12 protein-coding genes are annotated in these 11,340 nt (G+C 41.5%); 4 read left to right on the forward strand and 8 right to left on the reverse strand.

Annotated elements, in window-relative coordinates; genetic code table 11:
- Positions 1–10 precede the first annotated feature (10 nt).
- From DWZ03_RS12820 to DWZ03_RS20015, 6 genes are all read right to left on the reverse strand, one after another.
- Positions 11–1,138 carry a polysaccharide pyruvyl transferase family protein gene (locus DWZ03_RS12820; RefSeq protein ID WP_120130237.1) on the reverse strand — a complete coding sequence of 376 codons (1,128 nt, stop codon included), beginning with the start codon at positions 1,136–1,138 and terminating at the stop codon, positions 11–13.
- The gene (locus DWZ03_RS12825; RefSeq protein WP_120130238.1) at positions 1,135–2,088 is read right to left on the reverse strand and encodes an FAD-binding protein; all 954 of its coding nucleotides are present in this window, start codon (positions 2,086–2,088) and stop codon (positions 1,135–1,137) included. The genes DWZ03_RS12820 and DWZ03_RS12825 overlap by 4 nt, the downstream gene beginning before the upstream one ends.
- A complete protein-coding gene (locus DWZ03_RS12830; RefSeq protein WP_120130239.1) occupies positions 2,085–3,608 on the reverse strand; it encodes an MATE family efflux transporter in 1,524 nt (507 codons plus the stop codon). Before DWZ03_RS12830 ends, DWZ03_RS12825 begins: the two co-directional genes overlap by 4 nt.
- Complete coding sequence (locus tag DWZ03_RS12835; RefSeq protein ID WP_229084506.1) at positions 3,592–4,761, reverse strand: O-antigen ligase family protein; 1,170 nt, start codon at positions 4,759–4,761, stop codon at positions 3,592–3,594. Before DWZ03_RS12835 ends, DWZ03_RS12830 begins: the two co-directional genes overlap by 17 nt.
- 120 nt (positions 4,762–4,881) lie before the next feature.
- A complete protein-coding gene (locus DWZ03_RS12840; RefSeq protein ID WP_120130241.1) occupies positions 4,882–6,219 on the reverse strand; it encodes a nucleotide sugar dehydrogenase in 1,338 nt (445 codons plus the stop codon).
- A 435-nt stretch (positions 6,220–6,654) separates the two neighbouring features.
- Complete coding sequence (locus DWZ03_RS20015) at positions 6,655–6,810, reverse strand: hypothetical protein (protein ID WP_005828011.1); 156 nt, start codon at positions 6,808–6,810, stop codon at positions 6,655–6,657.
- Between the two features lie 140 nt (positions 6,811–6,950).
- Between DWZ03_RS20015 and DWZ03_RS12845 the strand changes: the two genes are divergently transcribed.
- Positions 6,951–9,047 (forward strand): BT4734/BF3469 family protein, encoded by a 2,097-nt coding sequence (locus DWZ03_RS12845; RefSeq protein ID WP_117962782.1) that lies wholly within the window; start codon positions 6,951–6,953, stop codon positions 9,045–9,047.
- A gap of 5 nt (positions 9,048–9,052) precedes the next feature.
- Here DWZ03_RS12845 and DWZ03_RS12850 read toward each other — a convergent pair whose 3' ends face one another.
- The gene (locus tag DWZ03_RS12850; RefSeq protein ID WP_005828017.1) at positions 9,053–9,304 is read right to left on the reverse strand and encodes a DUF4248 domain-containing protein; all 252 of its coding nucleotides are present in this window, start codon (positions 9,302–9,304) and stop codon (positions 9,053–9,055) included.
- Positions 9,305–9,588: 284 nt separating this feature from the next.
- Here DWZ03_RS12850 and DWZ03_RS12855 point away from each other — a divergent pair, with 284 nt between their 5' ends.
- From DWZ03_RS12855 to DWZ03_RS12860, 3 genes are all read left to right on the forward strand, one after another.
- Complete coding sequence (locus DWZ03_RS12855; protein ID WP_005828019.1) at positions 9,589–10,128, forward strand: hypothetical protein; 540 nt, start codon at positions 9,589–9,591, stop codon at positions 10,126–10,128.
- Between the two features lie 91 nt (positions 10,129–10,219).
- On the forward strand, positions 10,220–10,333 hold the full coding sequence (locus tag DWZ03_RS20020; protein ID WP_005828021.1) for a smalltalk protein: 114 nt from the start codon (positions 10,220–10,222) through the stop codon (positions 10,331–10,333).
- A gap of 4 nt (positions 10,334–10,337) precedes the next feature.
- Positions 10,338–10,787, forward strand: a complete 450-nt coding sequence (locus DWZ03_RS12860; RefSeq protein ID WP_005828023.1) for an N-acetylmuramoyl-L-alanine amidase — start codon at positions 10,338–10,340, stop codon at positions 10,785–10,787.
- On the opposite strand, the gene DWZ03_RS12865 is transcribed toward DWZ03_RS12860, so the two are convergent.
- Positions 10,777–11,316, reverse strand: a complete 540-nt coding sequence (locus tag DWZ03_RS12865; RefSeq protein ID WP_005828025.1) for a UpxY family transcription antiterminator — start codon at positions 11,314–11,316, stop codon at positions 10,777–10,779. The two genes, DWZ03_RS12860 and DWZ03_RS12865, sit on opposite strands and share 11 nt — an antisense overlap.
- Between the last annotated feature and the right edge of the window lie 24 nt (positions 11,317–11,340).

An 11,340-nucleotide genomic window follows, 5' to 3' on the forward strand; every position in this document is an offset into this window, starting at 1 on the left:
ACAATAATGATTATAGATTTATTAATTGAATATTTTTTGTTTGGTCATTTTCTAATAGTGCATTTTTAAGCCATCTGATAGAATAGTTCCTTGTTTCTATTATTAGTCTTGAACATTTTTGATAATCAATATTTTTATCATTTATGAGTAGTTCTTTTAGTTCTTGTGCACTTGAAACGATTCGTTTTCTTTGTCCTATAATGTCTAATAATGATTCAATTCGTTCCATTCGTGTGCCATGTTGCATTACAATAAAATTCTTCTGAAAATTGACTGAGAAAGCAACACCGTGAAAGGAACTAGTTATTATGTAAAAGGCATGTTTAAATAAATTTATAAATTCTTTGGGGCCAGCTGCTTGAATAAATTTATCAAATTTATAAGGAGTTGTTGTGCTGACAGATATTGCGACAATCGGTAACTGTAGAGACAAACGTAAACTTTTTATTATTTGATAACAATTTTCACTTTTATCAAATCCATAATAAAGGATATATTTGCCTTTAATAATAGGGGATGTGGAACTAAATTTAGACCATTGCTCATCGGTGAGTAAAAGTGTTGGATCTAATACCAATGTAGCATCTAATCCTGTTGCTCGTTTAATCAGTTTTACTCCTCCTTTTTCTCGAACACTTAATTTATTAAATTTGGAAAGTAATTGTTGTAATAGTGGATAAACAGAATTAGAAACATTAGAATTTCCAAAACTTGAGGCATAGGAGATGCATATTTCGTTTCTTGGTAGGAAATCAAGAAAATAATAGTATTGTTTGTCTATTTTTCGTTCTATATTCCAAACTTGGTCACTACCCACTAAATGGATATCATATTTTGGTGGATTCTTATATATATCGTTGATGCTTTTATACTTTTTAGATAATGGCATGGATTTGTGAAAATCTCTAAATCTTTTGCTCTTTATCCATATCAGTGGATTTATAAGCGCATATAGATTTTTTATAACTGATTTTAAAGAAATATTATTAGTTAGATATGCATTTAATTTTTCATTAGGATGGTCATTTACGATTTCTACATCAATACCAAAACTCTTAATTATATATTGAGTTGCAAATGCTTGCAGCATTGCTCCGAAATTATGTGCTGCGTGTATAGTATAAATTCCAACTTTCATTTTCGTATTTCAATTTCTAGTTTTAATTGATTACCTGCTAATTTTTGCATATAATTTAAGTATTCCATAAAATCATCTTCTTTGGTGTTTTTTTGCCAACAAAACCTATTCAAATTATCGCAATGTTTCGCTAAAGATGGTTTGCCTAAAAATAAAAAATCAAGAAATGTGTTAATTCTTGTATTATGGAAAAAGAATTTAATAGGTTGGTTGATTACCTTCTTTGTGAAAATTGCTATTTTATGCCGTCTACCTATCTCTTTGAGACTACTTGATACGAAAATACTTCCCAGACTCTTTCGTTTGCCATCTACCTGTGTTTTACGAAAAGCATTATAGATTTTGATTCTATTTAAAATATTGTCTACGTTATCTTTATTTGTTGTATTTAATTCGACATATAGTACAATGCCTTTTCCTAAATTTCTTTTTAAGATGCTATTTCGATTAGTGTATTTCAATTCTTTGTTGGTAAGATCGGTGACATTTCCTTGTGGAGTTAGAATTTTTACTTTTTTTACTATATTAGAGATGGAGGTGTTAAATGCTCCGCTATTGTTGATAGCAGCTGCCCCGATAGTGCCGGGAATTCCAATGAAACCTTCATATCCAGTTATGCCTTCTGATGATAATTCCCATGCTATTTTAGTGAGACTATAACCGCACTCAACCCATATTGTTTCATTCGTTTTTTCTATTCCTTTGAGTTTTGTTGTGACTATTATTATATCTCTTTGATAATTGTTGGATAAATAGGTGTTGGTTATTCCTCCCAAAATATCAAAAGAAAGTTTGTCGGTGATAGCTTTAAGATATATACTCTTCAATTGTTCTATGGTTTCAGGATATACAATTAGTGGTAATATTCCTATTTGATTCATGCCTGTAAAATTAGATAATGGAATATATTCCTTGTATGGAATATGATTCTTCGTCAAGAATGTAATCATGTTTTTTTAATTTTATTTATTAATGATTGTATTAGTGACTTTTCTTTTTGGTTTAAGCCTAGGGTGTAAAATGATACTCCGAAAGAAATGACGCAAATACCACTCACCAAAATGAAACGAAAAAAGGATTCTTTAAATCCCCAAAGAGGTAGTAGACCAGTAGAAAGTGTAATAAAAGAAACACTAAAACATGGGAAAAGTACATTTTTCACAAATAGTCTTATCCTTAATTTACAAAGTTTTTTCATGAAGTAAACAGAAGAGGTGAATAGTAAAATGACCATAAAAATGAGCACTATATAGATAGTGTAAATTGGAGTACCCCAATAATATAGTAGACAAGTAAGTGGTAACATTAAAATCATGATTATGGACGTTATAAAATTACTGTTTTTAATTTTTCCGGTGGCTCCTATTGCGGTGTTGAAAGTAATTGTTAATTGTGTAATAGATAATCGTACCAGAATTAATCTGCAAAATAGCACAGCATATTCTGGAGGTTCTTTTAACCAGATTTTGAGGATAAATGGCATTTCGATACAGAATGGGATAGCAAAAAAAATCATTATAAGATAAGAAAATTTATTTCCAGCTAAAGTAGCCTCTATCATTTTCTCTCTATTATTTGCCCCTTCATTTTTTACGATTATGGGATTTAAGGCTGTGAGCATAGTTCTAGAAAATACCATTATCTGGCCGGAAAGCTGATTAGCCACTCCTTGTGCTGCATTTGCTAATACCCCCCAAAATGAATTTAGTATGATTGATACTCCTTGCATGGTCAGAATACTTGCTACACTGCTTGTTAGATTCCATCCGGCAAATGAGGTCATTTCTTTCATTAGTTTTTTATCCCAGTTAGTGTATGGAGAGATGATACATTCTTCATAATGCTTGTGACAGTATATTCGCATGGTGGAAAGCATAATCAAGGGAATGCAAGCCATGAGTATTCCATATATGATTAATCTATCGTTAGTAGTGTACATACAAATAATGGCAACTAGCAATTTGAGGGGTACCTCGATCAATCCCATGGCTGCATAGTATTTCATATTTTCATGGGCATTTATTACTGCGTTATATGGAACAGTCATTACCGTGAATACGGTACTGATAATCAAACTGCCATAAACGACCTTTGCTGCAAACTCTCTCTCAATTGGTATGTTGAGTATACCATTGAAGAAAAAAAAACCTGCTATCAGCAATACAATTCCCACAATTACTGCAAGAATAAAGTGAAGAATAAAACTAACATTGAAAATACTTTTTTTTTTATTTTTGTTTCCTTCGCCTTCAGCATAAGACATGAAACGCTGGGTGGCATCTGCCATTGCTGCATTTAGAAAACCAAGCATTCCAATTGCTCCACCTACAATGTTGAAAATTCCAAAATCAGAAGCTCCGAGAGAATTTAGTATCAATCGGGTAGTATAAAGTGAGATGAACATTGTAATGCCCATTCTGGCATAGAGATAACAAGTGTTTCTTAATACTCTGTTAGCAATCTCTGACATAGTATGTATTTGTTTTTTTAAAGCTGTTAGCTATGAAGTAAGGGTATAACATCATAGTAAAGAGAGCAAAGTTCATAATATGGGGCTGACCTAACCCCATATTTAAAACTAATAAAATTCGTACTATTATGTCCCAGATACCTTTATTATACTTAAATACCTGATAGAAACAAAAGCCAAATAATATGGAAAATGGCATTATTCCTATGGCGAGAAGTAGGAATAGAAAACCTGCACATCCTCCCACCCCCATATTGCGTAATTCGTCGTAGCCAACTCCAACCAAAGTAATAGGGTGATGGTATATGGTAGATAATACGCTACTTATACTTATGGTACGTGCACCACCGGAACTAAGAGAGAAATCCAATTGACCGTTTGCGTAAATTTTGTGGAATATAACTGTGTTCATGAATTCACTACCAACTTTTGTCGTCGACATGAAAAACACAGTACCAATAATCATAGCTATATATATTTTTTTCATTCGTTTATCTGTAGTTCTTGAGGAATGCAGCAAAAAGCAAAAAATTAATATAGATAAACTTATATAACCGCTTGTGGAAAGGGTCGTAATCAAAGCGAAGAAGAATACAATCATATATAGCATTCGTTCTTTTTCTTTGAAAAGAAGGGGGCGAAATAGAGTGAAATATAAGGCGACAGCAAGTACGCATTGGTATTGGCCCGGCTCGCCAAATGGACCACAATTTCTATCACTATGTAGGGTGACAAAACGGTATAAAAATCCTCCATAACTATAGACTTGCCCTTCTCTATAGAAGGAGGTATATAAATGTGGAAATATCCCGGAAAACGAGTTGAATCCAAACAAGCGTATGATTGTAAAGAGGATAATGCTGATTAAAGCGATATAGAAAAAAAGTTTGACAAATCTTTGGAGATAGTTACGTGGATCTATTTTGTAAGTAGTATATATGATTAATGGTATTGAAGTAACACTGAGTGCTGTACCTAAACTTAATGTAGAGCCTATTATGACTAGAAGCATTGAAAAAAACAAGCATCCGATGAAAAGTAAATATTGCTTTTGAAGATGAAATAATGTCTTTTTCTTCAATACATAGTATATTCCCATTAATAGTGTCAATATGATGAAATTATCATTCCCTATATAGGCGGGTAAGGCCATTCCTGCGGAGGATATCATTATGTATATATAGAGGTATTGAATGATACAGGTTGTATATTTATGAATATAATTCATCGGATTTTATAAGGAGTGTTTATCACTTTTTCAAAAAATAGTTTCTTAATCTCTTCTAAAAATATCCCTCGTATAAACTTTCTCTTTCACCTCTTCCAGGCAGACGTCATACCTATTGGCAATAATCGCATCACTCTGTAGTTTGAATTCATCCAGATTATTCATTACTCTGCTGCCGAAGAACGTGCTTCCATCTTCCAGTGTCGGTTCGTAGATGATAATCTCTGCCCCTTTTGCCTTTATCCGTTTCATTACACCTTGAATGGATGATTGTCGGAAATTATCCGAATTGGACTTCATCGTCAAGCGATATACGCCAATTACAACTTGCTTTTCTTTTGCAACATCATAATTACCTTCTGCATAACTATAGTAACCGGCTTTCTGCAATACACGGTCAGCAATGAAATCCTTGCGTGTGCGATTGCTTTCCACAATGGCGGTCATCATGTTTTGGGGGACGCGGTCGTAATTGGCAAGGAGTTGCTTTGTATCTTTAGGTAAACAATAGCCGCCGTAACCGAAAGAGGGGTTGTTGTAGTGTGTGCCGATACGTGGGTCGAGACATACTCCGTTGATGATGGCTGCGGTATCAAGCCCTTTCATTTCGGCATACGTGTCGAGTTCGTTGAAATAGCTGACACGCAGGGCAAGGTAGGTATTGGCGAAAAGTTTTACGGCTTCGGCTTCTTTCATACCCATAAATAGGGTATCTATGTTCTCTTTAACAGCACCTTGTTGGAGCAATGCTGCGAAAATTTTGGCATATTCTTCCGCATTGGGATTGCTGATGGCATTTATAGCTGTATTTTCTTCTGTAAATTCTGTTCCTTCAATAATTTTAGGATAACCTACTATGATGCGAGAAGGATAAAGGTTATCGTAAAGTGCTTTACTCTCACGCAAAAATTCCGGAGAAAAGAGCAGGTTGAATTTCTTGCCTTCCAGTTCCGGATTGTGAAGGAATTGTTGTGCATATTTTATATAGAGTGAACGGGTATACCCCACGGGGATGGTTGATTTGATGATCATTACCGCATCCGGATTTACGCTGATGACGAGGTCTATCACATCTTCGATATGATGGGTGTCGAAGAAGTTCTTCACCGGGTCGTAGTTGGTAGGAGCGGCAATAACGACGTAGTCCGCATCTTTGTAGGCTGCCTTGCCGTCCAGAGTAGCAGTTAGGTCAAGCTCCTTTTCTGCCAAATACTTCTCTATATATTCATCCTGAATGGGTGATTTCTTGTTGTTGATAAGTTCTACTTTATTAGGGATTATATCGACAGCAGTGACATGGTTGTGCTGTGCAAGCAAAGTTGCAATACTCAGACCTACATAGCCGGTACCTGCAACGGCAATATTATATTGTTTCATAATCATGATTATATTTTATATGGAATAGCTGCTTACTTTCTCTAATATCTATACCATAAAATTCACAGATTCTTGTAGGTAATTTTTCTTTTCAATTTCTGTCAATTTATGTAATCAGTGGTAAGCCGAAATGACACCTGTGTCACCCCTTAAACATAAATACCCGTTACGCGCGCGAGACAAATTATCAATATGCACAGACCTGTATCGTTTGTGTGTGATAAATATTAGCCTAATAGGGAGTATTGGAAAAAGGGTGCCACAAGTGTCAAGGTTGCAAGTGAAGTTAAGGTTTCAAGACTCCCGTGTGGATTCTATAATTCCTCAAATCCCTCTCCAGGCAATCTGCCACCTCTTTCTCAAAACTCTCCCTTTCTTGGTCTGTTTTCGGGAACGACCTCCAGAAATGCGTTATGGCATGTATCTGGTTGATGTTGTTGCTCAGCCCTTTTTTAAAAGGTTGTAGGTTCTGGTACTCATCATCGTTGCTTGGGCGATGGTCTCGTTGGTCAGATGTCTGCCGTTAACGAGCTGTTCTTTCTGGCATTTGCTCAGAAAGGCTCCGAATGCCGGTGTCACCGGCTCTTTCTTTGTCATGTTGACTCTTTTAATTGTTAAACAATAATAAAAACAAGCGAAATCATTTCCATGTAGTGGAAACGACCGGACTTGTGTATCTGGGCACTTATGCGTTCCTTCGCGTCGTAATTTTAAACATAAACAAAAATCAGTAAATTATGGAACACCGCAATATCAGCCTTTTCAGAGGCTATTCGGACACAGAATCAGTAGAAACTTCTCTTGAAGAAATAGTCAACATCATTAAATGCGACGCTGCCCTGCGAGACCGCACCGAGAAACATCGCTACTATTTGCAGCAAGACCTGCGTAGGGATGCCGACCGCGAGAAGTCCGGCTGTCCCTGCTTCGCTGTTGCCGTCTGCTTTGAAGGTGGGAAGACCCGCGAACATATCTGTGCCTGGACCGGCTATACCTTGGTCGACCTGGACCATATCGCTCCCGAGCGGATGGCTGCCACACTGACATTGATTTGTGCCGACAAGTATACATTGATGGCCTACACCACTATCAGCGGTCATGGCATCCGTATCATCTGCCGCATCGATGACCTGAACGGAGCGGAAAAGGGAAAAGCTTTCCGGCAATACGCCAAGTATTTCAATCAAGTCAACGACTACTATTCCTGCCTGGTGGGCTTCGAAAGCGACGGGCAGTGCAAGAATGCTACCCGTATCAGTGGACTGGCTTCCGACCCTCATGTATATTACAATCCCAGTGCCGCTTCTTTTGTTTTGCAAGATAGTCCGATTGCTCCCCAACCGCAGGATAGCGCTTCCGAAGCTGTGCCGACAAAGCGCAACAAACGTTTGGAGAAGGTGGTGAAAGCTGCCGAACGCCTGCTGGAAGAGGAGGGAGTGAGTTATTGTGAACATCATCATAACGAATATGTGATGCGCATGGGGTATCTGCTCAACCAGTACGGAGTGGCCCGGAAGACAGCCGCCGCTTGGGCAGCGGAGCACTTTCCTGACTATGACGGGGATGTGGCAACTGTCATCGGCTCCTGCTACGCGAATACCGGGGAGCATGGCACCCGCTCCCTTGTCCGCAGGGGAGAGGGCGATGAAAAGTTTGCCACGGTGGCAGATATCGAGCAGTTCCTTTCCGAACAGGCGAAGTTCCGCAAAAATACGGTGAGTGGCAAGTTCGAAGTCCTGATGACCGACTGCGGAGAGGAGTATGCGGAGCTGACCGACCGCTACGTCAACACGTTGTGGAGCCGCATGAACAAGGCAGGGATGCTTGCCCGCATTGCGGACATACGTTCCGTGCTCGATTCGGAGTACACACCGCTTTTCAATCCCTTTGTAGCCTATCTGGAGGGGCTGCCTGCTTGGGACGGTACTACTGACCCTATTGCTCGTCTGGCTGCCGGCGTACATGTGAAGGACGACCAGAAGCTTTTCGGCATCTACTTCAAGAAGTGGCTGGTGGCCACCATTGCTTCGCTGCTCGATACTAAGGTGGTGAATCATGAGATTCTGGTCTTCATCGGTAAGCAGGGCATCTACAAGACTACCTGGATGCAGCGTCTGCTTCCTGTCGAACTTCAGCGTTATTTTTATGTGAAAAGCAACAGCCGGCGCGTCAGCAAGGACGACCTTTTTACGCTGACCGAGTTTGCACTGGTATGCCTTGAAGAGCTGGAGGAGATGACCTCTGCCCAGGTCAGCCAGTTGAAGGCCATCACCGGCATGACAGACGTGAACGAGCGTGCCGCCTACGGACACTTCAAGGAGAGCCGTCCGCATATTGCCAGCTTCTGTGGCACGAGCAACAACGTCACCTTCCTCAACGACCTCAGTGGCAACCGCCGTTGGCTTCCCTTCGAGGTGGATTCCATAGACAGTCCTTTCGATTATCCCATAGACTATGCCGGAGTGTATGCGCAAGGCTATGCCCTCTGGAAGAGCGGCTTTCACTACTGGTTTGAGCAGGAGGAGATTGATGCCGTGAATCTTCATAACCGTTATTTTGAGGTGCCCTGCCTGGAGCGTGAGCTCGTTCAGGTGTACTATCGCCGCCCCATGCCGGGCGAGGAGTGTATGTTCTTGACCAATGCCCAGATACTGGGACATATCAACATAGGTATCCGGCAACCCTTGAGTCCCACGCGCCTCGGTCTGGTGATGAAGCAGGAGGGCTATGAGGCTGTCCGTTCCGGTGGCCGTCGTGGTTATCGGGTGGTCGAGCTGAAAGGGGATGAAATCTACCGCAACCAATGCGCCATGGCGCGCTATGTGGGGGATTGATTCTTTCACGGTTTTCCTAAATACCTGAATATAAGTTCCACCTGCAGGGAGGTGAATATTTTCTGGGAGCCTTTGTAGCCGGTATGCCGCAGGGCTTCGTCCAGTTCCAAATTCAGCTTCATCCATTTGGACAAGCGGTTGAGTGCGGATGCCGGTGAAATGGTGGGGGCGTATGCCTCTGCCAGTTCACGTTTGTAATAGGGGCGGACGGGCCACTCTTTGCCGGGGATATTTTCGTAGTCTTCAACGTACTTCATAAACAATGCTTTAACTGGTTATTACACTGTAAATGTACGGAATTTTTTCTGTATACCCATTGCCGGAACCCGGTATAATCTTACCTAATCTCACATTTTCCCACATCCCTTCATATCACTTCACCGCATCTCTTATTCTGCCCGGAGGTACGTCGTATCTTTGTTCTGTCAGACGATGAAGGGTGAAGATTAGTAATCGTGACGCGCGAAGATTAGTAATCGTAAGCCCCTGGGATTAGTATCGTCTCCCTATCTTTTAATTTTTAACTTATAATTTTTAATTTATGATTAACTACAGTATCGTGATGCGTGGCAATCCTACCGATAAGACGGTTGCCAAAAAAGCGTACGCAAGTGCGCAGTATTCGGAAGTGATGGACATCAACCGCTTTGCCGAGCATATAGCCAGTCATGGCTGCGTGTACAAGCGTTCGGATATCGTTGCCATCCTCACCATGTCCGTGGATTGCATGCGGGAGCAGTTGCTGGCCGGACAAAAAATCCAGTTGGGCGACCTGGGGAGTTTCTACATCAGCATCAACAGTATCGGCGCGGCTTCTGCCAAGGAGTTCAATCCTGCCATCCATATCCGTAGGCTGAATGTGAACTGGACCTGTGGCCAGCGTTTTGGAGAGCTGCTGGAGGAGGCGGAATTCAATCTGGTGGCAACCCGAAGTGCAGCCCGTGCCGTGGTGAAAGCCCTGAAGGCCGGAAAGACTACCGTGGACCTGACCGGAGCCACTGGCGGGGGTGAAGATGCCGGTGGAGGCAGCAACCCGGGAGGCGGTTCGGACGGAGACCAGGGGGAAAATCCGTTAGGATGAAACGAAAAGACAAAAGAGAGAAAATAAATATGTTCTTCTGTCTAAAAAATGCAGCTAACCATAGTGTTTAATTCCTTAATTGCAAATTGTTATGAGTGAGAAAACAAAATCAAAATCTGTATGGGGCATTGTCCTTAAAGTGATTATTACCGTGGCCACTACATTGGCCGGAGTGTTTGGCTTGACTTCCTGCATCAACCGTTAGCCGGATGAAAGCAGGCAGTTTCTATCAGAACTATCGGGAGGTAACCCTCCTGGTAGTTCATTGCAGCGCTACGCGCTGTGACCGTCACTTCTCGGTGGAGGCGCTTCGCCGCAGTCATCTGGCACGGGGCTTTGCCGATATCGGTTATCATTTCTACATCACCCGTGACGGCGAGGTGCATATTTGTCGCCCGGTTCATCAGATTGGAGCCCATGCCACCGGCTGGAACGACAAGAGTATCGGCATCTGCTATGAGGGTGGGCTCGACGAGAATGGTGTCCCTGCCGATACACGTACCTATGCGCAGAAATGCTCTTTGCTTGACTTGCTTCGGCAGCTGAAGACCGACTATCCCAATGCCCGTATTTCAGGGCATCGGCAACTCAGTTCCTCTATCCATAAGGCTTGTCCTTGTTTTGACGCCAAAAGCGAATACGAGACAATTAAAAATTAATTCTCTCCACGTATCCTATCGGCATGTCCACATGTGCGCAGCCCAGCATATCCAGCCGGACTGCCACTTTGCTTTTTCCTCCTATCATGACCAGTTCTCCCTCCAATCCGGCAAGGGGGCCTTTTATTACTTTCACGGCATCACCTGCTGCCAGAGGTGTACTGCAAATCTCTACAGCCTCCGGGCTATAATCCAGCATAAAGCGGAAACGTTCCATCTGTTCCTCGGGAATGACGGCGGGACGGCTTTCACCGCGCAATACCATGTACCGACTGATAGCTTGTAAGGTAAGCGGCAGGGGGCGTTCCTGCGGAGTGACATGCACGAAAATCATCATCGGGATGACCAGGCGGTCCACTTTCTTGCGCCGGTCGCTCCATTGGCGTATTTCGCTTTGTATGGGTAAGTAATATTCCACTCCCATAGCTTTCAGCCGTTCGGCAGTCTTCTTTTCCAGACAAGACTGCACGTATGCCACCAGCCATTGGCGACGAGGAATAATATGAGGGGTGATATCAGTATGGTTCATGTAAAATCCTTTAAAGGTGTATTT

It is taken from the genome of Bacteroides sp. AF29-11 (assembly GCF_003602895.1).
GTDB lineage: Bacteria > Bacteroidota > Bacteroidia > Bacteroidales > Bacteroidaceae > Bacteroides > Bacteroides uniformis.

Excerpts from the sequence above, each read along its gene's own strand:
- DWZ03_RS12820 (WP_120130237.1), bottom strand. The coding sequence starts at position 1,138 with ATGAAAGTTGGAATTTATACTATACACGCAGCACATAATTTCGGAGCA.
- DWZ03_RS12825 (WP_120130238.1), bottom strand. The coding sequence starts at position 2,088 with ATGATTACATTCTTGACGAAGAATCATATTCCATACAAGGAATATATT.
- DWZ03_RS12830 (WP_120130239.1), bottom strand. The coding sequence starts at position 3,608 with ATGTCAGAGATTGCTAACAGAGTATTAAGAAACACTTGTTATCTCTAT.
- DWZ03_RS12835 (WP_229084506.1), bottom strand. The coding sequence starts at position 4,761 with ATGGCCTTACCCGCCTATATAGGGAATGATAATTTCATCATATTGACA.
- DWZ03_RS12840 (WP_120130241.1), bottom strand. The coding sequence starts at position 6,219 with ATGATTATGAAACAATATAATATTGCCGTTGCAGGTACCGGCTATGTA.
- DWZ03_RS20015 (WP_005828011.1), bottom strand. The coding sequence starts at position 6,810 with ATGACAAAGAAAGAGCCGGTGACACCGGCATTCGGAGCCTTTCTGAGC.
- DWZ03_RS12845 (WP_117962782.1), top strand. The coding sequence starts at position 6,951 with ATGGAACACCGCAATATCAGCCTTTTCAGAGGCTATTCGGACACAGAA.
- DWZ03_RS12850 (WP_005828017.1), bottom strand. The coding sequence starts at position 9,304 with ATGAAGTACGTTGAAGACTACGAAAATATCCCCGGCAAAGAGTGGCCC.
- DWZ03_RS12855 (WP_005828019.1), top strand. The coding sequence starts at position 9,589 with ATGATTAACTACAGTATCGTGATGCGTGGCAATCCTACCGATAAGACG.
- DWZ03_RS20020 (WP_005828021.1), top strand. The coding sequence starts at position 10,220 with ATGAGTGAGAAAACAAAATCAAAATCTGTATGGGGCATTGTCCTTAAA.
- DWZ03_RS12860 (WP_005828023.1), top strand. The coding sequence starts at position 10,338 with ATGAAAGCAGGCAGTTTCTATCAGAACTATCGGGAGGTAACCCTCCTG.
- DWZ03_RS12865 (WP_005828025.1), bottom strand. The coding sequence starts at position 11,316 with ATGAACCATACTGATATCACCCCTCATATTATTCCTCGTCGCCAATGG.